Source organism: Mycobacterium sp. KBS0706 (genome assembly GCF_005938675.2).
Taxonomy (GTDB): Bacteria; Pseudomonadota; Alphaproteobacteria; order DSM-16000; family Inquilinaceae; genus Inquilinus.
Window position 1 is genome coordinate 39,094 of sequence record NZ_VCCH02000039.1, and the last position, 22,373, is coordinate 61,466.

Sequence of the window (22,373 nt, forward strand, 5' to 3'; positions counted from 1 at the left end):
AAGGGTGGATCGCGCGGCGCCTACGCGCCGGTCGCCAGCAGCGACCGTACGGTCGAGGCCAGGGCGTCGGCGGCGTAGGGCTTGCGCAGGGTGGGCAGGTCGGCCGGCACCCCATCCTCGATGCCGTAGCCGGTGGTGAACAGCACCTTGAGCGCCGGCCGCTCGCGCCGCACCTGGACGGCCAGCTCGGCGCCCGACATGCCGGGCAGGCCGACATCGGTGACCATCAGGTCGAACTCGCCACCATCGAGCAGGCGCAGCGCCTCGGGCCCGTCCGCCGCCTCGGCGACGTCGAACCCGTCATCGACCAGGGCCTCCACGGCGAGGAGACGCACCAGCACGTCATCCTCGACCAGCAACACACGTCCGCCACGCATCGGATAGCTGTTCACTTCTTTCAGTCCCGATCCAATTCTTGGCGGCAAACCGGTCCGGGGGCAACCCTTGATGCCCGACGGCCGCGTTAGTGGATCGTCGCCCCGGCCGGGACCACATGGGCGGCGGCCTCCGGCGGCGGCACCTGGCCGGCGACCGGCGGCAGCACGATCCCGCCATCCTGCAGGGCGTCCGCCACCGCGGCGAAGATCGGGCCGCACATCCGGGCGGCGGCCGGCGTCAGGATGGCGCGGGCCAGGAACGGCACCCACAGCGTCTCGCCCTGCTGGTGCAGCGCCACGACATCAAGCAGCAGCCGCTCATCCTCCGTCACCTGCCGGCAGCGCGGGCAGTTCACCTGGATGGTGCGGCCGGCGCCGTTGGCGATGAAGCCCATCAGGTCGTCCACCGCCTCGGCCGCCGCCGGGGCGCCCTCGTTGCGGAAGGCGGTGCGGAGATTGGCGAGCACGGGAATGCCGTGGCGGTGGCCGGCGACCCAGGCGCGCATCGCCCACAGCACCAGTGTCTCCGCCCGGGTCAAGGGCGGCGCGCCGGCATCGTCGCAATCATGCGCCTCGTCGCTCATGGCAGCGCCGCCCGGACCAGGCCGAAAGCGGGGAGATTGGCCGGTATCCGCAGCGGCCGCGGCGGCGCGGCCGGCCGCTGCAGCATCACCCCCGCCTCGGCCAGCAGGCCGGCGAGCTCGGCGCACAGGCCGGCGGCGGCGCGGCAGGCGGCCGGCGACAGCATGCCGCGCAGCATCAGCGTGCCGGACACGCCCGCCTGGCCGATCGCGACCAGGTCCAGGATCCGGCGCTCATCCTCGGTGACGGTGAAGGCGCAGGGCACGCCGATCTGCACCCGCCGCTCGGCGCCGAAGCCGATGATGCGGGTCAGCAGGCCGACCCGCTCGGCCGCCGCCTCGGCGCCGACCTTGCGGAAGGCCAGCACCACCGGATGGTCGGTCGGCGCCCCGGTCTTCAGCCCGACGACGCTGAGCCGCAGCGCCCACAGCACCAGCTGTTCGGCGAAAGGCAGGCTGCGGCGGTCGCTTGGCTCGGTGATCTGGTCCTCGTCCATTCTGGACTCTCCGTGTGAACGGTCAGCGCATTTGAGAACGATTATCAATCGCGAATCAAGCCCTCTCGTAACCCGTCACCCAACCGGGCCGAACCGAAGGCAGGTTTCCGCTTCAGGGATAGACCATGATCCGACCGCTTCTCGCCGGCCTGTTCGCCCTCGCAGCCCTGCCCGGCCTTCCGGCGATGGCGGCCGAACGGCCCGTGGTGGTGGAGCTGTTCACCTCCCAGGGCTGCTCCTCCTGTCCGCCTGCCGACGCGCTGCTGGCGACGCTGGCGGACCGGCCGGAGGTGCTGGCGCTGGCCTTCCATGTCGACTACTGGAACCGGCTGGGCTGGGTGGACCCGTTCTCCAGCGCCTGGGCGACGGCGCGGCAGAGCGCCTATGCCACGCAGATGGGGTCGAGCCAGGTCTACACGCCGCAGGCGGTGGTCGATGGCGGCCGCGACGTCGTCGGTTCCGACCGCGCGGCGCTGGACTCGGCGATTGCCGATGCGCGCTCCGACCCGTCGGTGCCGCTGACGCTGACCGCGTCGGATGCGGCGCTGCAGGTGGCGGTGGACCCCGCCGCCCCGGCGGATGCGGTGCTGTGGCTGGTCGGCTTCGACGACCGGCACGAGACGCCGGTGCGGCGGGGCGAGAATGCCGGCCGGACCCTGGTCGACCGCAACGTCGTGCGCAGCCTGGCCCGGCTGGACGGCTGGTCGCCCGGCGGCACGATCGCCGCGGCCAGGCCCGAGGGCGACCGGGCGGCCGTGCTGCTGCAGGCCGCGGACGGCCGGATCCTGGGGGCGGCCCGGCTGTAGCCGGGCCCTCCTCTCAGCCCGCCTGGCCGGCCGGCCGCGGGCCGAACAGGCCGAACAGGCGGCGATTGAGCAACGTGCCCAGCCCGACCAGCAGCGCCACGGCGCCGCCATGCCAGATCAGCACCATCAGCGTCGCCTCGTCGCCATGGAACATGGAGACGCCGCAGGCCGACAGCGCCGCCGCGGCCAGCGTGCCGCTGGCGATCGTCGCCACCGGGCGCACCGGCCCGGCGAGACGCAGCATCGCCAGAAGCACCAGCGACAGCGGAAGGCTGATCAGCAGGATCGAACGGAAGCAGAAGAAGCTGACCCCGAACGCGAAGCCCTGCGGCCCGAGGCGAACCCAGTCCGTCATGCAGCCGTAGCCGATCGAGAACAGCCAGAACGCCAGGCCGGGCAGCGGCAGCAACGCCCAGGCGCGCGGCCGGTCCGGCAGGCTGACATGGAAGGCGGCAACGGCCGCGAGGATGCCGGTCAGCAGCGAGCCCGCCCATTCCAGCTGGTAATGGGTCTCGCCCATTTCCGTCATGAAATCGGGCCGGATCCCGAAGGCCGCCACGACGGTTCCGATCACCAGGACGGCGACGGCCAGCCACAGCAGAGCCCGCAGCATCGGAGGCCGCAGCGGCCGGACCGGCCGCACATCGGCAGCCAGCTGCGCGATCAGGTCCGTGGTGCGAGTGTGCCCCGTCTCCGTCATTTCGGTCCCAACGCCCCCTTCAGCGCCTTCAGCGCGCGATGCATCGCGACCTTCAGCGCCGGCACCGACGCGCCGCTGGCCGCCGATGCCTCCTTCAGCGACATGTCTTTCAGCTTCAGAAGCTCCACCGCCTGGCGCTGGCCCGGCGGCAGCTCCGCGATCGCGCGTCGCAGCACGATCGAATCGGCCTCCATCCCCATCTCGTTCGTTTCGGGGGCGGCAAAGGTTTCCTGGAACGGGTCGATCGCCGTCTCGCGGCCGGTGGTGCGGATCTGGATGCGGACGCGATCGACGATCCTCCGCCGGGCAATCGCCACCAGCCAGGGCTGGAACGGCCGGGTCGGATCATAGGTCTGGCGGATGCTGTGCAGGGTCAGCAGCACGTCCTGCACCGCGTCCTCGGCATCGGCCGGGCGGCGCAGCGACCGGCGGGCCAGCGCCCGCAGATAGGGGGTGATCTCGGTCAGCAGCCGGTGATAGGCGGCCCGGTCGCCGGCCTGGGTCGCGACCATCAGCGCCGACCAGCCGACATCCGGCGCCGCGCCGGACGGGCTGTTCTCGTCGGGCGGGCTCATGGCAGCGGGCGGCAGGGCAATCCGGACATCGGCGCGAGACTAGGGCCGCGCCCGATGGCAGGCGAGCGAATTTTCCGTCATGTTTGCCCCGCGCTAGCGGCTGCAGGAGGCGGCCAGCCCCAGCAGGCGGTCCTTGAGCTCGGGCGTCGCATCCGGCCGCAGCGCCGGCCACAGGCTCTGGGCCTGGACGCCATCGACCATGCAGCTGCAATAGGCGTGGCACTGCTCCATGCCGCCGCCCCGCTGCTCGCATTGCACCTGGCAGTCGATCAGTTCCCTGGCCTGATCCGGCCCTGGCGACAGCATCGCCTGCGGGTCGCGGCCGAGGGCCATGCCGACCAGCAGCAGGACGCCGATCAGCACCGGCTGGTGGATCAGATAGACGGCCAGGCTGTGCCGCCCGACCCAGCGCAGCGGCCGGCCTGGGGCACCGCCGTCGATCGTGCCACCGGGGGTGCGGGCGCGCAGCCACCAGCGGGCCGTGGCAAAGCCCAGCAGCACCGGGCCGAACCAGGGGAACAGCGGCTCGTAGTCGTTGCTGTGCGGCGCCTGGGTGCCGAGCCCGGTCCACAGCAGCCAGGCATGATCGAACAGGGGCGAGCGCCACAGGATCGGCAGCGCGATCACGGCAAGGCCGAGGACGAAATTCACGAGCGGCCGCAGCCGCAGAAACAGCAGGCCGAGGACGCTGGCGACGGCGATGCTGTGCAGGATGCCGAAGAAGATGAACTCGTCCGGCATCGCGAACCAGGTGGCGACCGTGACTGCCACCGCGCCGGCCGCCACCTTGTTCAGCCGGATGGCCCAGCGCCGCCAGTCGCGCCCCTGCACATGCCACAGCACCAGGCCGACGCCGACCAGGGCCAGGAAGCTGCCGGCGATCAGGTACCGCGCCGCGATCCAGCCGGCGCCGCCCTGCAGGTCCCAGTCGACGAAGCCGAAGTACCTCAGGTCCCAGGACAGGTGGTAAAGCGCCATCGCCAGCAGCGCCAGGCCGCGGAGCAGGTCGATGACCGGCAGGCGGCCGGCAGGCGCTGGGGTCGGCATCGAACTCGTGGCTAACCCGGCCGCACGAACACGCCGTCCATGCCGATCAGCCGGGCGGTGCGGCGGTTGAAATAGCCGGCGATGAACAGCGCCGGGACGAAGCCGAGCTCGGCCATGTGCCGGATGCTGTCGAGATAGGATGGCTCGCCGTCATAGACCGGCACGACCGACAGCTCCATCTGCACCGCGGCGATGCGCGGCAGCACGCCGCGCGCGCCGTCCAGCACCCGGCGCTCGGTGCCCTGGGTGTCGATCTTCAGCAGCACCCGGTCGTCCGGCCGGGCGTGGCGGGGAAAGATCCGCTCCAGCCGCGCCTGCGACGCCACCTCGGTGCCGACATAGGCCGAGCCGTCGAGCAGGTCCGCCATCTCGGCGGTGAAGTCGAGCACCGAGCTCATGTCGCTCTCGCCCGAGACCTGCAGCGTGACCGGCGCATCGTTGTCGCCCAGCGCCAGCCGCGACTCGACCGCCCAGTCTGGATCGCCGGCGGCCGCCGCGGTCAGCGCGGCATGGGCGGCCGACAGCGGCTCGACCGAGACGATCCGCCCGGCATAGCCGCCGCGCCGCAGCCTTTGCGCGTACTGGCCGATATTGGCGCCGATATCGAATACCAGGGTGATGCCCTGGTGTTCGAGCACCCGGATCAGGTTGCGCGTGTCCTTGGAGACCGGCTCGGGCGGAACGGCGTCGCTCATCGGGCCTGCTCGGGGTCAGGAATGCGCCCACTCCCAGTACAGCTTGCGGGCCTTGGCATAGAGGGGCCCGGGCTGCAGGTGCCGGTCCTCGAGCCGGGTGCAGGGCAGCACCTTAGCGAAGTTGCCGGTCTGGAAGATCTCGTCGGCGTCGGCCAGCTCGCCCGGCCGGATCGCGCGCTCGACCACCTCGACCCCGTCATGGCGCAAGAGCTCGATCACCCGGCGGCGGGTGATGCCGGCCAGGAAGGTGCCGTTCGCCGCCGGCGTGTGCACGGCGCCGTCCTTGGCCATGAAGATGTTGGCAGTGGCGAATTCGGCGACGTTGCCGATCGGGTCCAGCATCACCGCATTGGTGAAGCCGCGCTGCTTGGCCTGGCGCATGGCGAAGCCGGATTGCGGGTACAGGCAGGCGGCCTTGGCCATGGTCGGCGCCATCTCCGGCGATGGCCGGCGCAGCCCCTGGGCGAAGCAGGCGCTGTCCTCGCCCGGCTGCGGCAGCGGCGAATCATAGATCGACAGGCAGAAGCGCGTCGCCGCCGGGTCGGGCTCGATCCAGCCGTCCTCGGCCCAGAACATCGGCCGGATATAGACCGCGGCATCGGCCGGGAAGCGGCGCAGCCCCTCGCGGGCCAGCGCCTCGATCTCCTCGGCCGGCAGGGTCGCCTGCAGTCCCATGGACTTCGCCGAGGCGACGGCCCGGACGCAATGGCGGTCGAGATCCGGCGCCACGCCTTCGAAGCCGCGGGCGCCGTCGAAGATGATCGAGGCCATCCAGGCGGCATGGGTCAACGGCCCCATGATCGGCGGATTGCCCTCCTGCCAGGAGCCGTCGAGGAAGGTCCACGCTTGTCTCGCCATGTCGTCCGTCCGATCCCGCATCGTGTGACGGCGAAGCATAGGCGAGCCGCCGGGCGGCGCCAACACCGCCCGGCAGCTGGTGGCCCAGCCCTGCGCCGGACGCAGGGTCCGGCCAGCCGCGGCTACTGGCTCGACCAGACGATGCGGGCCTTCCAGGCCACGTCGGACAGCTTCAGCGACTGCGGTTCCTGGTCACCCGACAACGGCTTCAGGTCGATCCGATTGGCGCTGATCCGCACCAGCTCGCCGACCAGGAGATCCCCGCCGACCGTCCGCGCCACCACCCGGTCGCCGCGCCGCAGCCCGGCCGCTGGCGAGACGACGATGACGTCGCCGTCCCGGTAGATCGGCGCCATGTCGGTGCCGGCGATCTCAAGCGCATAGGCGGTGGGGTCGGACAGGTTGGGGAAATCCACCTCGTCCCATCCCTTGCCGGCCGGGCGGCCCGCTTCGTCGAACAGCCCGTTGGCGGCGGCCTGGGCACGGCTGACGATGGGAATGCGCCGGGCCGGCAGGCCCGACCCGTCGTCGATCAGCCGCACGAAGGCGGCCATCGAGCTGCCGGTCGCGTCGAGGATCTTGGAGATGCTCTCGGTGGACGGCCAGCGCAGCTTGCCGTCGCTCGACTGGCGCTTGCTAGGATTGAAGGTCGTCGGGTCGAGCCCCGAGCGGCGCGCGAGGCCGGAGGCGGACAACCCGTTGAGCTTGGCGAGACGATCGATCGCCGCCCAGATGTCGGCGTGCTTCAGCATGGGAACTATATCTCCCGGGGGCGTTGTGCCACGTGTAAGAGCGTGTCCATTCATGCGCGTAATCATTCATAAAACTTGCATAAAAATGAATATGTTTGTTTTCCTAGAGACTTGTGCTCCCCCATGTTGCATCTCGCCTATTCGACAGACGTGGCCCCCACCACGCTTGGCATTGTACAAGCGGCGCGCCCTTTGCGCTATGACCCGAAAGGGATAGGAGAGCGAGTAAGGAGGTAGGTTCAGGTTTCCTATGCATGCCCTCTCACCGGTGTGACCATGCGCCTGCGCGTTTCGCCGCGGGACGGTTGTGACAGGCTTATGTTGGCAGCGGCCTCAGTTGACGCTATCCCTGCGGTCCATGCTCCGTCCCATGATCAAGATCGCGATGCCGGCCTCCCTCATCCGCGCCACCGTTCTGTTCGCCAGCCTCGCCGCGCTGCCCGGCCACGCGGCCACCGTCGACACCATCGCCAAGCAGGCGATCCTGATCGACACCACCACCGACACGGTGCTGATGGAGAAGGCCGCGGACGACCGCATGCCGACATCGTCGATGAGCAAGATGATGACGGCCTATCTGGTCTACGACGCGCTGCGGGACGGCCGGATCACGCTCGACACCAAGTTCCCGGTCAGCAAGAAGGCCTGGCAGACCAGCGGGTCGAAGATGTTCGTCCAGATCAACGACACCATCCGCGTCGAGGATCTGCTGCGCGGCCTGCTGATCCAGTCCGGCAACGACGCCGCCGTGGTGCTGGCCGAAGGCCTGGCGGGGTCGGAGACCGCCTTTGCCGACCGCATGAACGCGATGGCGAAGACGCTGGGCATGAACAGCAGCCACTTCGTCACGTCCAACGGCCTGCCGGACCCGGAGCATTATTCGACCGCGCGCGACCTGGCGATCCTGGCCGAGCGGATGATCTCGGACTTCCCGCAATACTACCGCTACGACAGCGAGCGGGAGTTCACCTGGAACAAGATCAAGCAGGGCAACCGCAACCCGCTCTTGTACCGCGACATGGGCGTGGACGGCATCAAGACCGGCCACACCGATTCCGGCGGCTACGGCCTGACCGCCTCGGGCGTTCGCGACGACCGGCGGCTGGTGCTGGTGGTCAACGGGCTGCCCAGCATGCAGTCGCGCGCCGACGAAGGCGCCCGGCTGCTGGAATGGGGCTGGAACCAGTTCCGCCTGTACCCGCTGTTCAAGGCCGGCGCCACGGTCGACGAGGCGACGGTCTGGCTCGGCGCCGAGGACAAGGTGCCGGTCACGGTGGCGCACGACCTGGCCATGACCATGCAGCCCGCCGATTTCGACAAGATGACGGTCACCGCCCGGTTCCAGGAGCCGATCGAGGCGCCGATCACCAAGGGCCAGGTGCTGGGCGAGATCGACATCGCGCCGCCGGACGGGCCGGTGCGCAAGGTGCCGCTGGTCGCCGCCCAGGACATGCCGGAGGCGTCGATCTTCCGGGCCTTCGGCATGAAGCTCGGCCTGCTGCTGGGGCTCTGAGCCGCCCGGGCGAGAGGACTGCGGCGCTTTCGATCAGGCCGGCGTCGCCTTTCATCAATCGGACCGGCCGCCGCCGCGTAGCATCGCCTGCATTCGAGCCCGTCCGACGAGAGACGGGCCGCAGGCGAGGACCAACCGGCGGATGCCAGCGACCGCGGCCAACCCGACATCCCCGTCCGACCGGACGATCGCCGCGCCGCTGCGGCTGCATCGCGAGGCGGTGCGGGCGGAATGGACCGACTACAACGGCCATCTGAACGACGGCTACTATGCCGTCATCTTCAGCCATGCCACCGACGCCTTCCTGGAATTCGCCGGCATCGACGCCGCCTACCGGGCGCGCAGTCGCCGCACCGTCTTCACCGGCGAGATGAAGATCCGCTACCGGCGCGAGGCCCATGCCGGCGACGAGGTGGCGGTCGAGACCCGGCTGGGCGTGCTGGATGCCAAGCGCTTCACCCTGCACCACGTCATGCGCGACGCCGCGGACGGGGCCGTGCTGGCCGAGAGCGAGGTGCTGAACCTGTCGATCGATGCGACCATCCCGAAGGTCGCGCCGTTCGAGGCCGAGATCCATGACCGCTTGAGCGAGATCCGCGCCGCCCACGAGGCCGCCGCGGAGGACGAGAAGGGCTGACAACGCCCCGTTCCCATGAGGACAAACAGGAGGCAATGATGAACGCGAGACGTTTCCTTTTCGCCGCCGCGGCGATCGCCGCGCTGGCCCCGGCCGCCGCCCTGGCCGACGACGCGGCCTGCAAGACCGTGAAGCTGTCGGATGTCGGCTGGACCGACATCACCTCGACCACCGCCCTGGCCCAGACCGTGCTGACCGGCCTGGGCTACGAGCCGAAGGTCGACATGCTCTCGGTCGCGGTCACCTTCGAATCGCTCAAGAACAACCAGGTGAACCTGTTCCTCGGCAACTGGATGCCGTCGCAGACCGAAATGGTCGGCCCCTATCTGAAGCAGGGTGTCGAGCTGGTCGGCACCAATCTCGACGACGCCAAGGTGACGCTGGCGGTCAACCACGAGGCGTTCGAGGCCGGGGTCAAGGACTTCGCCGACCTGCAGAAGTTCGCCGACAAGTTCGGCAAGTCGATCTACTCGATCGAGCCCGGCTCCTCCGCCAACAAGAACCTGTCGACCATCATCGAGAAGAACGAGTTCGGCCTCGGCGGCTGGAACCTGGTCGAGGCCAGCGAGCAGGCGATGCTGGCCCAGGTCGACCGGGCCACGCGCCGCGGTGAATGGGTGGTGTTCCTGGGATGGGCGCCGCATCCGATGAACATCAAGTACAAGATCGACTACCTGACCGGCGGCGATGCCTATTTCGGCCCGAATTATGGCGGCGCCACGGTGCGCACCCTGGCCAACCAGAAATGGCTGGCTGGCTGCCCCAACGTGCAGAAATTCGCCAAGCAGCTGGTGTTCGACCTGAACACCGAGAACCAGATGATGTCGATGATCCTGGACGGCGGCATGGACCAGAACGCCGCGGCCCGGAAGTGGCTGACCGACAATCCCGAGCTGCTGACCAAGTGGCTCGACGGCGTCACCACCATCGACGGCAAGCCTGGCATCGATGCGGTCAAGGCCTCGCTGAAGAGCAGCTGATCCCACCGGCGCGGACCGGGGCCGCCCTGCGGCTGCCCCGGCCGCCCGCTCAGTACACCCGCTCTTTCGGCGGGATCGGCGCCACCTCGTTGGACAGCGGCTGCATGTGGACCGGGCGGTGGTCCAGCCGGACGCCGCCCGCCTCGTCCAGCCAAGCCAGGCTGTGCTTCAGCCAGACCGCGTCGTCCCGCTTCGGATAGTCCTCACGGGCATGGGCGCCGCGGCTCTCGGTGCGGCCGATCGCCGAATGCAGGCTGACCACCGCCTGCTGCAGCATGTTGTCCAGCTCCAGCGCCTCGGCCAGGTCGGTGTTGAACACCATCGACCGGTCAGCCAGGCCGAGATCGGCCCGCATCGGGCCGGCCGCCTCCTCCAGCTTCCCGAGACCCTCCTGCATCAGCGGACCGTCGCGGAACACGGCGCAGTGCCGCTGCATGATCCGCTGCATCGCCAGCCGGATCTCGCCGGCGCTGGTGCCGCCCTTGGCCCGGCGCACGCGGTCCAGCCGCGCGATCGCCTTGTCCGTCGCCGCCGCCGGCAGCGGCGCATGCGTCTCGCCCGGCCGCACCGTCGCCACGGCCCGCTGCGCCGCCGCCCGGCCGAACACGATGATGTCGAGCAGCGAGTTCGACCCCAGCCGGTTGGCGCCGTGCACCGACACGCAGGCGGCCTCGCCGATCGCCATCAGCCCGGGCACCACCGTTTCCGGGTCGCCGCCGCGCAGCGTCGTCGCCTCGCCATGCAGGTTGGTCGGCACGCCGCCCATGTTGTAATGCACGGTCGGCAGGACCGGGATCGGCTCCCTGGTCACGTCGACGCCGGCGAAGATCTTCGCCGTCTCGCTGATGCCGGGCAGCCGCTCGTGCAGCACGTCGGCGCCGAGATGCTCGAGATGCAGCAGGATGTGGTCCTTCTGCGGGCCGCAGCCGCGACCCTCGTTGATCTCGATCGTCATCGAGCGGCAGACCACGTCGCGCCCGGCCAGGTCCCGCGCCGTCGGGGCGTAGCGCTCCATGAAGCGCTCACCTTCGGCATTGGTCAGGTAGCCGCCCTCGCCGCGGGAGCCTTCGGTGATCAGGCAGCCAGACCCGTAGATGCCGGTCGGGTGGAACTGGGTGAATTCCATGTCGGCCAGCGGCAGCCCGGCGCGCAGCGCCATGGCGTTGCCGTCGCCGGTGCAGCTATGCGCCGCGGTGCAGGAGAAGTACACGCGGCCATAGCCGCCGGTCGCCAGCACCGTGCGATGGGCGCGGAACCGGTGCAGCGTGCCGTCCTCGACATTCCAGGCCAGGAGGCCGCGGCAGGCGCCGTCGTCATCCGTCAGCAGGTCGAGCGCGACGTATTCGACGAAGAACTCGGTCCGGTGCTCCAGACATTGCTGATAGAGCGTGTGCAGGATGGCGTGGCCGGTGCGGTCCGCCGCGGCGCAGGTCCGCCGCGCCATCTGCTTGCCGTAGTCCAGGGTCTGGCCGCCGAAGGGGCGCTGGTAGATCAGGCCGTCGGGCGTGCGCGAGAACGGCACGCCGAACCGCTCCAGCTCCAGCACCGCCGGCCCGGCCTCGCGGCACATGTATTCGATCGCGTCCTGGTCGCCGAGCCAGTCGGAGCCCTTGACGGTGTCGTACATGTGGAAGCGCCAGTTGTCGCCGTCGCCCATGTTGCCGAGCGACGCCGCCATGCCGCCCTGGGCCGCCACGGTGTGGCTGCGGGTCGGGAACACCTTGGTGACGCAGGCCGTCTTCAGCCCGGACGAGGCCATGCCGAGCGCCGCGCGCAGCCCGGCCCCGCCGGCGCCGACGATCACCACGTCGTAGCTGTGGTCGATGATGGTGTAGGACTCGGTCATGACGATGCTCCGGAAGCCTTGGCCCTGACCGTCAGCGCCAGGACGAGGTCGATGGCGAGCGCCAGGGCCGCGGCGGCGCTGCCGACGACGAACAGGATGCGGTAGTCGCCGCCGGTGCGGTCGAACAGGGCGGCCAGACCGTAGGCCGCCCCGGCCTGGAACAGCGCGAACATCGTGGTCGCCCGGCCCCAGGCGGCGCGCTGCGCCTCGGCGCCATGCGGGATCAGTTCGTGGATGCGGCCCAGCACCAGCGGCACGATACCGGGGGTGAAGCCGCCGATGACGAGGCAGGAGACGATCAGGACCGCCGGGGCCGTGCTGACGGCCGGCAGGGCCGCCGCCACCGCCTGGATCAGGAAGGCCGCCCGCAGCGCCGGCCGAAAGCCGGCCCGGTCGGCCAGATGACCGGTCAGCAGCGGCCCGACCACCGCGCCCAGCCCGTACAGCACCCAGTATTGCGACCCGGCGGCGATGCCCTGGCCCAGGCCGCGGGCGATGAAATCGACGACGAAGACCATGTGCGGCACCAGGGCGACCGCGTTGAGGCCGTATTGCAGCGTCAGCGCCGGAACGGCGGCGGACAGCCGCGGCCGCGTGGCGACCGCCCCGGAGTGGGACGCCGCGGCAGGATCGCCCTTCGGCCAGTTCGGCCAGGCGACCAGGGTCAGCACGCCGGACAGCGCCGCCAGCCCGAGCCAGCTCTCGCGCAGGCCCTGCTGCAGCAGCAGCGGCACCAGCGTGCCCGAGGCGGCAATGCCCAGGCCGACGCCGGCGAAGATCACGCCGCCGACCAGGCCGCGCTTGCCCGCCGCCGTGTGCGGCAGGATGGCGGAGGCCGCGAGCACCATGATGACACCGCCGCTGAGTCCGGCCAGGAACCGCCAGGCGAAGAACCAGGCGAAGGCGACCGGCATGGCGCAGGCGAGGCAGGACAGGGTCGCCAGCACCATGGTGCCGCGCAGCGCCCGGACCGAGCCGGTGCGGGCGGCCAATGGTCGTGCCGCCAGGGCGCCGGCGAGATAGCCGGCCAGGTTGGCGGCGCCGAGATAGATCACGTCCGAGGGGCTGAACCATTCGGCGGCGATCAGTGCCGGGATCAGCGGGGTATAGGCGAAGCGGGCCAGGCCGAGCCCGACCAGCGAGGCGCAGAGCCCCGCAGCGGCGAAGCGCCAGGCCTGACCGGGCTCCCGCGCGGGGGATTGGCCGTGGCCGTGGGAACCGGGCCGGTGGGGTGTCGCGCTCATGACCAAAAGCTAGGCGCGCCGCCCCAGCAGCGGGAGTGATTAGTTCAGATGGAAGCCATCATGCGCGGCGATGGCTTTGCACCAGCGCCAGCGGCTCCGCCGTCCGCGCCACGGGGGATGGCCGCGCGATCCGCAGGAAGGCGGACAGGGCGCTGGAGGGATGCGCATCGATGCGCCGGACGAACACGGTGTCGACCCGCTCGGTCCAGGCCGGCGGGCGGAAGGCCTTGATCCGCCGGTCGCGCAGCGCCTGGGTGACCACGCCCTTCGGCAGCAGCGAGATTCCCATGCCGGCGGCGACGCAGCCGATGATGCCGTCCAGCGTGCCGATCTCGATCGCCTTCACCTTGACGATGCCCTGGGCCGCCAGGACGCTCTCCAGCCGCTGCCGGTAGGCGCAGTCAGAGCGGAAGGCGACGAGCTTCAGCCCGGCCAGGGTCGCGAGATCGTCGAGATCCGTCACCGACGGCGCGGTGATGATCGCCATCTCCTCCGCGAAGATGGTCTCGGCCTCCAGCTCCGGGTGGTCGACCGGGCCGGCGACGAAGGCGCCGTCCAGCTCGCGGGCGATCACCGCCCGGGTCAGCCAGGGTGTGGTGCCGGTGGTCAGCGACAGGTCGACATCGGGATGGGCCTGGGTGAAGGCGGCCAGCACATCCGGCAGCCGCAGCCCGGCCGTGGTCTCCATGCTGCCGATCGACAACGGCCCGCGCGGCGTGCCGTCATCCTGCGCCGCCCGCTTGGCCTGGCGGATCAGGTCCGCGATCTGCACCGCAAAGGGGCGCAGGCGCTGCCCGGCCGCGGTCAGAACGACGCCGCGGCTGTGCCGCTCGAACAGCGCCAGGCCCAGCTCCTCCTCCAGCGCCCGGATCCGGGCGGTGACGTTGGACTGGACGGTGTTGAGCTCGGCTGCTGCCCGGCCGATGCCGCCGGTGCGGGCCACCGCCTCGAACACCCTGAGATCCTTGTCGTTCACGATGCGCGCCCCATGCGAGCCGTCCGGGAAGGCCGCGCCGATTGTAGCGGAGGATCCGGCCGTCCGGCGACATGGACTGGTGATTACCAAAACGTAAGTACGCCGCCACCGGCCTTGCTTCTACTCTCTCGGCCGGGTCAAACGCCCGCGGCACCGTCTCGGCGTGCAACGGTCCGGCGGGAGCAAAGCTCTCTCGGCGTGGTCCAGCCTGTCACGCCAGCGATCCGCTGCCCGAGAGCCTGCCCATGCAGATCCATCTGATCGAAGACGACACCGAGACGGCCCAGCACATCATCGGCGCCCTGCACGAAGCCGACCACACGGTCGAGCACAGCGTGACCGGGGCCGACGGGCTGGCCCGCGCCGCGGCGGCCCGCCAGGGCTGCGGCCCGCGACTGCTGATCATCGACCGCATGCTGCCGGACATCGACGGCATCACCCTGGCCCGCCGGCTGCGCGGCGAAGGCAACACGGTGCCGATCCTGTTCCTGACCACGCTGGGCGGCGTCAGCGACCGGGTCGAGGGGCTGAATGCCGGCGGCGACGACTATCTGGTCAAGCCCTTCGCCCTGGCCGAGCTGCTGGCCCGCATCGAGGCCCTGACCCGCCGCGCCGGCACCGTCGCGGTCGAGACCGGGCTGCGCGTCGCCGATCTCGAGATCGATCTGCTGAAGCGCACCGCCACCCGGGCCGGCCAGGCGATCGACCTGCAGCCGCGCGAGTTCAAGCTGCTGGAGTATCTGATGCGGCACTCGGGCCAGATCGTCACCCGTAGTATGCTGCTCGAGCATGTCTGGGAGTTCCATTTCGAGCCGCAGACGACGGTGGTGGAAACGCATATCAGCCGTCTGCGCGGCAAGATCGATCGCGGCTTCGATGCGCCCCTGCTCGACACCGTCCGCGGCGTTGGGTACTGCCTCCGTGATCCTGGCTAGGCTCGTCAGAACCGCGACGTTCCGGCTGGCGGCCGGCTTCGCCGCCCTGTTCAGCGTCTCGATCATCGTCGTGTCCAGCATCGTCTATGTGGCGATGACGCGCTATTCCGACCAGCAGATCGACCTCTCGATCAGCGCGGAGGTGAAGACCGTCCGGGATGCGCTGGCCGGCGCCTCCGCCCCCGAGATCGTCAAGGCGATCAACGACCGTCTCACCGACATCGACCCGGACTATTTCTACTACGCGCTGCAGGATGCCGACGGCGGCGTGCTGGCCGGCAACCTGCGGCCACTGCCGGCCGTGACCGGCTGGGCCGACATCCCGCTGAGGACGACCGACGGCGACGGCAACCGCCAGCGCCACACCGTCCGCGGCCTCGGCGTCGACCTGACGCCGGAGCTGCGCCTGTTCATCGGCCGCGACACCCACGACCTGGACGAGCTGCAGGAGGGCATCACCAGCTTCTTCCTGGCCGGCGCGGCGGCGACGGTGCTGCTGGCGCTGGCCAGCGGCCTGGTGCTGAGCGCCCGTTTCCTGCGCCGGGTGGAAGCGGTGAACGTCGCCGCCCGCCACATCATGGACGGTCACCTGGACGAGCGGGTGCCGAGCCGCGGCAAGGGGGCCGACGAGTTCGACCGCTTGGCCGCCAACCTGAACGCCATGCTGGACCGCATCCAGCAGCTGATGCAGGGGCTGCACCAGGTCTCCAGCGACATCGCGCACGACCTGCGCACGCCGTTGTCGCATATGCGCCAGAGGCTGGAGCGGGCCCGGCTCAAGGCCGCCTCGGCCGCCGACTACGATGCCGCGGTGGAGCGGGCCGTGGCCGATATCGACGGCATCCTCGGCGTCTTCGCGGCGCTGCTGCGGATCGCCCAGATCGAGGCCGGCGCGCGGCGCGAGGGCTTCGCCCCGATCGACCTGTCGGGGGTGTTCGACACCATCATCGACACCTATGGCCCGGTGGCGGACGATTCCGGGCACCGGCTGACCGGCACGGTGGCGCCCGGCCTGCGGATCCGCGGCGACCGCCAGCTGCTGACCCAGATGCTGGCCAATCTGGTGGAGAACACGATCCGCCACACCCCGGCCGGGACCGGGATCACGGTGTCGCTGGCGCCAGGCCCCGACGGCCCGGTCGGGCAGGTGCGCGACACCGGCCCCGGCATCCCGGAGGCGGCGCGGCAGAAGGTGTTCCAGCGCTTCTTCCGGCTCGACGCCAGCCGGATGACCCCGGGCAGCGGCCTCGGCCTCAGCCTGGTGGCGGCAGTGGCCCAGCTGCACGAGATCCGGCTGGCGCTGGCGGACAACGGCCCCGGCCTCGCGGTGACCCTGGACTTCGGCGAAGCGGCCAAGCCCGTGCCGCCAGCGAAGCCCGGGGCGGAAGGCCGGCGCCCCCGCCCAGCGGCCGGCATCGGCTCCAGCCCGGCGCCGCTGCGTCGCCCATAGCCACGCCGCCGCACCGGAGATATGCTCCTAACGCACTGGATGGCCGGGCTTTTCCGGCCGCCCGACCGGAATGGCGATGCATTTCACCGGCGATAATAGCCTGTCCCATTCGCTGCTGGCCGGCCACGACCACTGGCTGGTGGCCCTGGCCATCCTGGTCGCGGTGCTCGCCTCCTCCGTCGCCTTCGATCTCGGCCAGCGCATCCGCGTCGCCCGCGGCGCGGCGCGGCTGCTGTGGCTGGCCGGGGCCGCCGTGGCCATGGGCGGCGGCATCTGGTCGATGCATTTCATCGCCATGCTGGCCCTGCACCTGCCGGTCGGCTTCGCCTACGATCTGCCGCTGACCCTGCTGTCGCTGCTGATCGCCGCGGTGGCGACCGGCGCCGGCTTCGCCGTGGCCGCGCTCGGCCGGGCGGCGCCGGGCGCGACCGCACACGGGGACCGGGCGACCCCGCTGCCGCTCCTGGCCGGCGGCCTGTGCCTGGGGCTCGGCATCGCCGGCATGCATTATGTCGGCATGGCCGCGATCCTGGCCCCCGGCCGCATCGTCTACGACCCGGTCGCCCTGGCCCTGTCGGTGCTGGTCGCCCTGGTCACCGCCACCACGGCGCTGCATCTGGCGCTGTCCGATATCGGGCGCATCCGGCGGATCTTGGCCGCCCTGGTCATGGGGGCCGCGATCAGCGGCATGCATTTCATCGGCATGGCCGCGGCGCGGTTCGTCCCCGATCCCGCCGCCCATGCCGAGGTCGCCGGCGTCCCGATGGCGCCCGCGATCCTGGCCGGGCTGATCGCCGCCGCCGCCATCGTCGTCTTCGCCCTGGCCGTGATCGCCGCCCGGCTGGACCGCCGGATCTCGGAGCTGCAGGCCCGGCGCCAGCTCGACGTGCTGGACGAGCGCCATGCCGCCACCCTGAACGCGCTGCCGATGCCGCTGGCGCTGATCGACGAGCGCGGCACCATCCTGACCGCGAATCCGCCCTGGCAATGGCCGGGCGAGCGCGAGCGCTTCGTCGGCGGCGGATCCCGCCCCGGCGACGACTATTTCGCGCTGTGCGGCGCCGCCGGCGCGGCGGGCGCCGAGGTGCGGGTGCATCTGGCCGGCGTGGTCCAGGGCATCCGGCCAGCGGCCCCGGTCGAATACATGATCGGCGCCGTGGCGGCCGGCCGGACCATCCGCCTGCTGGCGGCCCCGATCGCCGAAGGCCGCGCCGCCGGCGCCGTGGTGGCGCATCTCGACATCAGCGCCGAGCGGGTGGCCGAGCAGCGCATGCGCGAGGCGATGCGGACGGTCGAGGCGGCGGACAATGCCAAGACCACCTTCCTGGCCCATATGAGCCATGAGCTGCGCACGCCGCTGAACGCCATCCTCGGCTTCTCCGAGCTGATCCGGGACGCCCATCTCGGGCCGCTGCCGGAGCGCTATCGCGGCTATGCCGAGGACATCCACCGCTCGGGCCAGCACCTGCTGGCCCTGGTCAACGACGTGCTGGACCTGTCGCGGGTCGAATCCGGCCGGCTCGAGCTGCAGCCGGAGCCCATCGACCTGGGCAGCGAGATCCAGGACGCGGTCAGCCTGGTGGCACAGCGCGCCGAGGCGCACGGCATCGCCATCGAGCAGCGCGTGGCGCGCGACCTGCCGCTGCTGACCGCCGACCCGCTGCGGCTGCGCCAGATCCTGATCAACCTGCTGACCAATGCGGTGAAGTTCACGCCCGATGGCGGCCGCGTCACGATCGAGGCGGCGGCGGTGGCGCGATCGGTGCGCCTCACCGTGGCCGACACCGGCATCGGCATGACCGAGCAGGAGATCGCCCTGGCGCTGGAGCCGTTCCGCCAGGCCCGCAAGCTGTCACGCCGGCCGCGCGAGGGATCGGGTCTCGGCCTGCCGCTGGCCAAGGCGCTGGTCGAAAGCCACGGCGGCATGCTGATGATCGACAGCACGCCCGAAGTCGGCACCCGCATCACCCTGCTGCTGCCGACCGGCACCGAGGCTGTGGGCGACGAGGCCGGCGGTGGGGCCGTGATCGAGCCCCAGCCGCTCAGCCTCGGCCGGCCGGTCAGTCGGCGACGTTGACCATCGCCTGGAACACCCGCCAGGCGACCTCGACCGTGACACCGCCCGCCCGCGCGCCCGCCGCAAGCATGCCGGCGGTCGGCTTGGTCGGCACGGTGGAGATGCCGGGGTCGCCCATCGCCGTCACCATGTCGAGGGCATAGGTCATCGGCGTCTTCAGCTCGAGAACCGCCAGGTTATCCGTCATCGCAATGTCGCCCATTTGGGCTTCTCCCCTGAGTTCAATGCCAACCATTGGTTGCAAGGGCCGTGCCAAGTGGCGGAACCGGCCCTGATGGCCCGGGGTGACGGATGAGACTCGGGTCATATGAGCGAAAATGAAGGTTTATTTCTAAAATGGCAAAAATGAAGCAACATTGTCTCCATGACACTTTTTGAACCTGTTCCGGCACTCGCAATTTGCAACGCGCAGCCACATACGATTCGCATTCTGCAACGCTCATGATCGACGGATCGGACCCGCGATTGACGGGCGGGGACCGCTTCCCTAGGGTTCGCCCGCCATGACCATCTTCAAGATCTGCAGCGCCGCGGAATGGGCGGCGGCCGTGGCCGCCGGTGCCTATCGCGGCTCCGCCGTCGACCACCGGGACGGCTTCATCCACTTCTCGACCGCCGAACAGGCCGAGGAGACCGCATCCCGCCACTTCGCCGGCCAGGACGGGCTGGTGCTGGTGGCGGTGGACCCGGCGGCGCTGGGCGACGCGCTGCGCTGGGAGCCGTCGCGCGGCGGGGCCCTGTTCCCGCATCTCCATGCCGAGGTGCCGCTGACCGCGGTGCAGGGCGTGGCGCCGCTGCCGCTGGTCGACGGCCGCCACGTCTTCCCGCCGCAGCTGTTCCCGACCGTCGCCAGGTGAGCCGCCTCTTCGCCCTGGCCGCGCCGGTGCTGAAGGCGCTGCCGCCGGAGACCGCGCATCGGGCCACCATCACCGCGCTGAAGCTCGGCCTCGGCCCGACTGTGGCCGAGCCCGACGACCCGGTGCTGGCGGTGACGCTGTGGGGCCGGCGCTTCGCCAACCCGATCGGCCTCGCCGCCGGCTTCGACAAGGATGCCGAGGTGGTGGACCCGATGCTGCGGCTGGGCTTCGGCTTCGTCGAGATCGGCAGCGTCACGCCGCGGGCCCAGCCCGGCAACCCGCGGCCGCGGGCCTTCCGGCTGCCGGACCAGCAGGCGCTGATCAACCGCTACGGCTTCAACAACCACGGCCATGCCGCCGCCGTGGCCCGGCTGGAGGCGCGGCGGCTCAACGGCGCCGCAGTGTCCGGGCTTCTGGGCATCAATGTCGGCCGCAACAAGGACAGCCGCGACCCGGACGCCGACTATGCCGCCGGCATCCGCGCCTTCGCCCGGCTGGCCGACTACCTGGTCGTCAACATCTCCTCGCCCAATACGCCGGGCCTGCGGGCGATGCAGAGCCGCGAGCCGCTGCAGCGCCTGCTGGCCACCGTCACCGCGGCGCGGGCCGACGGCACGGCGCGGCCGCCGATCCTGGTCAAGATCGCCCCCGACCTGACGCCGGAGGATCTGGAGGATCTCGCCGAGGTGACGCTGGCCGCCGGCATCGACGGGCTGATCGTGTCCAACACCACCATCGCCCGCCCGGCCGGGCTGCCGGCGGACCTGGCCGGCGAACCCGGGGGGCTGAGCGGCAAGCCGCTGATGCAGCCATCGACCGCGGTGCTGCGGCGGATGGCGAAGCTGATGGCCGGCCGGCTGCCGCTGGTCGGGGTCGGCGGCGTGGCCAGCGGCGCCGACGCCTATGCCAAGATCCGCGCCGGCGCCAGCCTGGTGCAGTTGTACACCGCCCTGGCCTACCGCGGCCCCGGTCTGGTGGGCGAGATCAAGCGCGATTTGGCCGGCCGGCTGCGCGCCGACGGCTTCCGCTCGGTCGCCGAGGCGGTCGGCGCCGATCTGCACTAGACCTGCACGGTTGCACCACATCGGTTCCTCAACTGCTGTTCGGCTTCAGTTCCCAGGGCGGGCGGCTCAGCTTCTTGCAGGTTTCCAGGTCGTACCAGCCGGGCTCGGTGAAGCGCCAGTACCGGCCTGCGTCCGGCCCGTCTTCAGGCCAACCCGACGACCCGGAGTCATCCGCCTTCGCCGCGCAGCCGTCGGCGCCGGAATGGTCCGGGTCCAGCCAGGCCGGGTCCGGGCGGATGCCCAGGTCGCGGCAGAGATGGATGACGACCTCCTCGAGCGGATGGTCGAGAAGCGCCAGCTCGGCGTCGAGATCCTCGTCCTCAATCAGCCGCTCCCACAGCTCGGCCGAGAGCCGCTCGGCCTTTTTGGCGTCGATCTTGTCGTCGGCGTCGATCGACCGGTTGACGGCGCGGGCCACCTGGCGGCGGCGCTGCGCCTTCTCCTCGCTTCGGGCCCGGACGGCGGCGGCCTTCTTCTCCGTCGTCTCCTGCTGCTCGCGGGCAAGCCGGACCTGCAGCGCCAGCGACCGGCGCAGGCTGCGGCCGGCGTCGTCGAAGATCGCCGAGAACGCCTTGGCCGCGGCGGGATCGCCGGCCTTGGCCGCAGCGAGCGCGGCCTGATGCATCGCCTCGGCCTGCTCCATCGCCATCTCGGCGAAGCGGTCGAGCATGCGCGCAGCGCGCTCCGCCCGATCCGGGTCGAGGCCCGGCGGGACGGAGGAGGCGGAGGCGGACTGCGGCTTGTTCATAGAACATATCATGAACATAACGAGCCGCCTGCGCAATGAACATTGTGTTTAACGACATGGCGGAACCGGCCGGGCTGCAGAGCCGGGCCTCCGGCCGGGCGCGTCCTGTATAGCCGGCCTCGGTCTGGCGAGATCAGGCAGCCTCAGGCGCCGTTCGCCACGCCCGATTGCACATTCAGGATGAAGTCGCGCATCAGCGCCGCGCATTCCCGATGGTGCGTCTCGAGCAGGAGATGCGCCGCGTCGTAGACATGCATGTCCAGCCGGTCGAGTTCGCGGGCATAGGCGAGCACCTCGTCGATCTCGAAATACGGGTCGTGCCGGCCCCAGAGCAGGAGCGCGGGCGGTTGATGGTCGCGGTGATAGGCCGCGATTTCCAGTAACCGGGCGACATAGGCCCCATAGTCGGCGAAGATGCGGAATTGGATCTCCACGAGTCCCGGCCGGCTCATGCGCTCCCAGTCGAGGTGCCAGCCATCCGGCGCGAACAGCGGCGCGAGTCGGTCGGGGATGTCGCCGACATAGGTGTGCCGCACGCCCCTGAAGTTCAGCCATTCGGGAAGCTTCGCGCGGTTTTCGGGCGTGGGATCGGCCCAATAGGCCTTGTTCCCGTCCCAATCCGGGCCCAGGCCCTCCTCATGGGCGTTGCCGTTCTGGATGATCAGTCCCAGCACGCGGTCGGGACGTGCCAGCGCCAGGGCGTAGGCGACGGGCGCGCCGAAATCATGGACGTACAGGAAGAACCGCTCCAGCCCGATCTCGCGCGTCAGCGCGTCGACCGTCCGGGCCATGGCCTCGAACGTGTACGGGTAGTCGTCCGGCGCTTCGGTGAAGCCAAAGCCGGGCAGGTCGGGCGCCACGACGCGCGTCACTTCGGCTAGCGGGCCTATGACGTCGCGGAAGCTGTATGACGAGCTGGGTTGGCCGTGCAGCAGCAGCACGCCGCTTGCCTCAGGCCAACCCGCCTCGCGATAGAACAGGGTCACCCCGTCGACCTCGATCATCCGATGCCTGGTCTTGTGAACGTCCAGCATAGGCGTCTCCTTCGATCTGCCGGATCGACCCGCGGAAGGCGCGCGCCGTTCTTCGCGCTGTTCCGATGCGTCGAAACCGGATATTCATGCGATAGGGGTTAGCTTTTTCTAACCTTATAACGAC

24 protein-coding genes are annotated in these 22,373 nt (G+C 70.5%); 9 read left to right on the forward strand and 15 right to left on the reverse strand.

From position 1 onward, the window contains the following. Nucleotides 1-20: 20 nt before the first annotated feature. The 3 genes from FFK22_RS21180 to FFK22_RS21190 all read right to left on the reverse strand — a co-directional run bounded on the left by FFK22_RS21180 (nt 21) and on the right by FFK22_RS21190 (nt 1,455). Nucleotides 21-392, reverse strand: coding sequence for a response regulator (locus FFK22_RS21180; RefSeq protein ID WP_138891032.1), 372 nt, complete (start codon nt 390-392; stop codon nt 21-23). Nucleotides 393-463: 71 nt separating this feature from the next. Further along, nucleotides 464-961, reverse strand: a complete 498-nt coding sequence (locus tag FFK22_RS21185) for a hypothetical protein (RefSeq protein ID WP_138891033.1) — start codon at nt 959-961, stop codon at nt 464-466. Next, nucleotides 958-1,455, reverse strand: coding sequence for a hypothetical protein (locus FFK22_RS21190; RefSeq protein WP_138891034.1), 498 nt, complete (start codon nt 1,453-1,455; stop codon nt 958-960). Before FFK22_RS21190 ends, FFK22_RS21185 begins: the two co-directional genes overlap by 4 nt. A gap of 125 nt (nt 1,456-1,580) precedes the next feature. On the opposite strand from FFK22_RS21190, the gene FFK22_RS21195 reads away from it, so the two are divergent. Beyond that, the gene (locus tag FFK22_RS21195; protein WP_138891035.1) at nt 1,581-2,261 is read left to right on the forward strand and encodes a thioredoxin family protein; all 681 of its coding nucleotides are present in this window, start codon (nt 1,581-1,583) and stop codon (nt 2,259-2,261) included. A 13-nt stretch (nt 2,262-2,274) separates the two neighbouring features. Here FFK22_RS21195 and FFK22_RS21200 read toward each other — a convergent pair whose 3' ends face one another. The 6 genes from FFK22_RS21200 to FFK22_RS21225 form a co-directional block, all read right to left on the reverse strand. After that, entirely contained in the window at nt 2,275-2,961 is a 687-nt protein-coding gene (locus FFK22_RS21200; RefSeq protein ID WP_138891036.1) for an NrsF family protein, read from the reverse strand. Continuing rightward, a complete protein-coding gene (locus FFK22_RS21205; RefSeq protein ID WP_138891037.1) occupies nt 2,958-3,536 on the reverse strand; it encodes a sigma-70 family RNA polymerase sigma factor in 579 nt (192 codons plus the stop codon). Before FFK22_RS21205 ends, FFK22_RS21200 begins: the two co-directional genes overlap by 4 nt. 93 nt (nt 3,537-3,629) lie before the next feature. Then, entirely contained in the window at nt 3,630-4,583 is a 954-nt protein-coding gene (locus FFK22_RS21210; RefSeq protein WP_138891038.1) for a DUF1624 domain-containing protein, read from the reverse strand. 11 nt (nt 4,584-4,594) lie between these two features. Beyond that, entirely contained in the window at nt 4,595-5,278 is a 684-nt protein-coding gene (locus FFK22_RS21215; RefSeq protein ID WP_138891039.1) for an FkbM family methyltransferase, read from the reverse strand. A 15-nt stretch (nt 5,279-5,293) separates the two neighbouring features. After that, nucleotides 5,294-6,136 carry a branched-chain amino acid aminotransferase gene (locus FFK22_RS21220; protein WP_138891040.1) on the reverse strand — a complete coding sequence of 281 codons (843 nt, stop codon included), beginning with the start codon at nt 6,134-6,136 and terminating at the stop codon, nt 5,294-5,296. Between the two features lie 122 nt (nt 6,137-6,258). After that, nucleotides 6,259-6,888, reverse strand: a complete 630-nt coding sequence (locus tag FFK22_RS21225) for a helix-turn-helix transcriptional regulator (RefSeq protein ID WP_138891041.1) — start codon at nt 6,886-6,888, stop codon at nt 6,259-6,261. Nucleotides 6,889-7,273: 385 nt separating this feature from the next. Here FFK22_RS21225 and FFK22_RS21230 point away from each other — a divergent pair, with 385 nt between their 5' ends. The 3 genes from FFK22_RS21230 to choX all read left to right on the forward strand — a co-directional run bounded on the left by FFK22_RS21230 (nt 7,274) and on the right by choX (nt 10,018). Further along, nucleotides 7,274-8,401 carry a D-alanyl-D-alanine carboxypeptidase family protein gene (locus FFK22_RS21230; protein WP_221938748.1) on the forward strand — a complete coding sequence of 376 codons (1,128 nt, stop codon included), beginning with the start codon at nt 7,274-7,276 and terminating at the stop codon, nt 8,399-8,401. Nucleotides 8,402-8,543: 142 nt separating this feature from the next. Continuing rightward, nucleotides 8,544-9,038, forward strand: a complete 495-nt coding sequence (locus FFK22_RS21235; RefSeq protein WP_138891043.1) for a thioesterase family protein — start codon at nt 8,544-8,546, stop codon at nt 9,036-9,038. Nucleotides 9,039-9,076: 38 nt separating this feature from the next. Then, the gene (gene choX / locus FFK22_RS21240) at nt 9,077-10,018 is read left to right on the forward strand and encodes a choline ABC transporter substrate-binding protein (protein WP_221938749.1); all 942 of its coding nucleotides are present in this window, start codon (nt 9,077-9,079) and stop codon (nt 10,016-10,018) included. A gap of 49 nt (nt 10,019-10,067) precedes the next feature. Here the strand turns inward: choX and sdhA are convergent, their stop codons facing one another. From sdhA to FFK22_RS21255, 3 genes are read right to left on the reverse strand one after another with little or no spacing between them, the layout of a single operon-like run. Further along, on the reverse strand, nt 10,068-11,864 hold the full coding sequence (gene sdhA / locus FFK22_RS21245; RefSeq protein ID WP_138891045.1) for a succinate dehydrogenase flavoprotein subunit: 1,797 nt from the start codon (nt 11,862-11,864) through the stop codon (nt 10,068-10,070). After that, nucleotides 11,861-13,108 carry a YbfB/YjiJ family MFS transporter gene (locus FFK22_RS21250; RefSeq protein WP_138891046.1) on the reverse strand — a complete coding sequence of 416 codons (1,248 nt, stop codon included), beginning with the start codon at nt 13,106-13,108 and terminating at the stop codon, nt 11,861-11,863. Before FFK22_RS21250 ends, sdhA begins: the two co-directional genes overlap by 4 nt. 58 nt (nt 13,109-13,166) lie before the next feature. After that, nucleotides 13,167-14,084 carry a LysR family transcriptional regulator gene (locus tag FFK22_RS21255; RefSeq protein ID WP_138891047.1) on the reverse strand — a complete coding sequence of 306 codons (918 nt, stop codon included), beginning with the start codon at nt 14,082-14,084 and terminating at the stop codon, nt 13,167-13,169. Between the two features lie 245 nt (nt 14,085-14,329). Here FFK22_RS21255 and FFK22_RS21260 point away from each other — a divergent pair, with 245 nt between their 5' ends. The 3 genes from FFK22_RS21260 (at nt 14,330) to FFK22_RS21270 (ending at nt 18,546) form a co-directional block, all read left to right on the forward strand. Next, nucleotides 14,330-15,019 (forward strand): response regulator transcription factor, encoded by a 690-nt coding sequence (locus tag FFK22_RS21260; protein ID WP_138891048.1) that lies wholly within the window; start codon nt 14,330-14,332, stop codon nt 15,017-15,019. Continuing rightward, nucleotides 15,006-16,469, forward strand: coding sequence for a HAMP domain-containing sensor histidine kinase (locus tag FFK22_RS21265; protein ID WP_186002567.1), 1,464 nt, complete (start codon nt 15,006-15,008; stop codon nt 16,467-16,469). Before FFK22_RS21260 ends, FFK22_RS21265 begins: the two co-directional genes overlap by 14 nt. Before the next feature lie 70 nt (nt 16,470-16,539). Beyond that, complete coding sequence (locus FFK22_RS21270) at nt 16,540-18,546, forward strand: MHYT domain-containing protein (protein WP_138891050.1); 2,007 nt, start codon at nt 16,540-16,542, stop codon at nt 18,544-18,546. Here FFK22_RS21270 and FFK22_RS21275 read toward each other — a convergent pair. Continuing rightward, complete coding sequence (locus FFK22_RS21275) at nt 18,530-18,748, reverse strand: hypothetical protein (RefSeq protein WP_138891051.1); 219 nt, start codon at nt 18,746-18,748, stop codon at nt 18,530-18,532. The two genes, FFK22_RS21270 and FFK22_RS21275, sit on opposite strands and share 17 nt — an antisense overlap. Nucleotides 18,749-19,049: 301 nt before the next feature. On the opposite strand from FFK22_RS21275, the gene FFK22_RS21280 reads away from it, so the two are divergent. Both FFK22_RS21280 and FFK22_RS21285 read left to right on the forward strand, forming a co-directional pair. Further along, nucleotides 19,050-19,403 (forward strand): DUF952 domain-containing protein, encoded by a 354-nt coding sequence (locus FFK22_RS21280; protein WP_138891052.1) that lies wholly within the window; start codon nt 19,050-19,052, stop codon nt 19,401-19,403. Further along, on the forward strand, nt 19,400-20,467 hold the full coding sequence (locus FFK22_RS21285; protein ID WP_138891053.1) for a quinone-dependent dihydroorotate dehydrogenase: 1,068 nt from the start codon (nt 19,400-19,402) through the stop codon (nt 20,465-20,467). The genes FFK22_RS21280 and FFK22_RS21285 overlap by 4 nt, the downstream gene beginning before the upstream one ends. 28 nt (nt 20,468-20,495) lie before the next feature. Here the strand turns inward: FFK22_RS21285 and FFK22_RS21290 are convergent, their stop codons facing one another. Then, nucleotides 20,496-21,215, reverse strand: coding sequence for a hypothetical protein (locus FFK22_RS21290; protein WP_143956852.1), 720 nt, complete (start codon nt 21,213-21,215; stop codon nt 20,496-20,498). A gap of 143 nt (nt 21,216-21,358) precedes the next feature. Beyond that, nucleotides 21,359-22,219, reverse strand: coding sequence for an alpha/beta fold hydrolase (locus tag FFK22_RS21295; RefSeq protein WP_306770143.1), 861 nt, complete (start codon nt 22,217-22,219; stop codon nt 21,359-21,361). Between the last annotated feature and the right edge of the window lie 154 nt (nt 22,220-22,373).

Excerpts from the sequence above, each read along its gene's own strand:
- FFK22_RS21205 (WP_138891037.1), bottom strand. The coding sequence starts at position 3,536 with ATGAGCCCGCCCGACGAGAACAGCCCGTCCGGCGCGGCGCCGGATGTC.
- choX (WP_221938749.1), top strand. The coding sequence starts at position 9,077 with ATGAACGCGAGACGTTTCCTTTTCGCCGCCGCGGCGATCGCCGCGCTG.
- FFK22_RS21270 (WP_138891050.1), top strand. The coding sequence starts at position 16,540 with ATGGCGATGCATTTCACCGGCGATAATAGCCTGTCCCATTCGCTGCTG.
- FFK22_RS21290 (WP_143956852.1), bottom strand. The coding sequence starts at position 21,215 with ATGAACAAGCCGCAGTCCGCCTCCGCCTCCTCCGTCCCGCCGGGCCTC.
- FFK22_RS21185 (WP_138891033.1), bottom strand. The coding sequence starts at position 961 with ATGAGCGACGAGGCGCATGATTGCGACGATGCCGGCGCGCCGCCCTTG.
- FFK22_RS21260 (WP_138891048.1), top strand. The coding sequence starts at position 14,330 with ATGCAGATCCATCTGATCGAAGACGACACCGAGACGGCCCAGCACATC.
- FFK22_RS21280 (WP_138891052.1), top strand. The coding sequence starts at position 19,050 with ATGACCATCTTCAAGATCTGCAGCGCCGCGGAATGGGCGGCGGCCGTG.
- FFK22_RS21190 (WP_138891034.1), bottom strand. The coding sequence starts at position 1,455 with ATGGACGAGGACCAGATCACCGAGCCAAGCGACCGCCGCAGCCTGCCT.
- FFK22_RS21195 (WP_138891035.1), top strand. The coding sequence starts at position 1,581 with ATGATCCGACCGCTTCTCGCCGGCCTGTTCGCCCTCGCAGCCCTGCCC.
- FFK22_RS21250 (WP_138891046.1), bottom strand. The coding sequence starts at position 13,108 with ATGAGCGCGACACCCCACCGGCCCGGTTCCCACGGCCACGGCCAATCC.
- FFK22_RS21230 (WP_221938748.1), top strand. The coding sequence starts at position 7,274 with ATGCCGGCCTCCCTCATCCGCGCCACCGTTCTGTTCGCCAGCCTCGCC.
- FFK22_RS21210 (WP_138891038.1), bottom strand. The coding sequence starts at position 4,583 with ATGCCGACCCCAGCGCCTGCCGGCCGCCTGCCGGTCATCGACCTGCTC.
- FFK22_RS21275 (WP_138891051.1), bottom strand. The coding sequence starts at position 18,748 with ATGGGCGACATTGCGATGACGGATAACCTGGCGGTTCTCGAGCTGAAG.
- FFK22_RS21295 (WP_306770143.1), bottom strand. The coding sequence starts at position 22,219 with ATGATCGAGGTCGACGGGGTGACCCTGTTCTATCGCGAGGCGGGTTGG.
- FFK22_RS21200 (WP_138891036.1), bottom strand. The coding sequence starts at position 2,961 with ATGACGGAGACGGGGCACACTCGCACCACGGACCTGATCGCGCAGCTG.
- FFK22_RS21225 (WP_138891041.1), bottom strand. The coding sequence starts at position 6,888 with ATGCTGAAGCACGCCGACATCTGGGCGGCGATCGATCGTCTCGCCAAG.
- sdhA (WP_138891045.1), bottom strand. The coding sequence starts at position 11,864 with ATGACCGAGTCCTACACCATCATCGACCACAGCTACGACGTGGTGATC.
- FFK22_RS21220 (WP_138891040.1), bottom strand. The coding sequence starts at position 6,136 with ATGGCGAGACAAGCGTGGACCTTCCTCGACGGCTCCTGGCAGGAGGGC.
- FFK22_RS21235 (WP_138891043.1), top strand. The coding sequence starts at position 8,544 with ATGCCAGCGACCGCGGCCAACCCGACATCCCCGTCCGACCGGACGATC.
- FFK22_RS21215 (WP_138891039.1), bottom strand. The coding sequence starts at position 5,278 with ATGAGCGACGCCGTTCCGCCCGAGCCGGTCTCCAAGGACACGCGCAAC.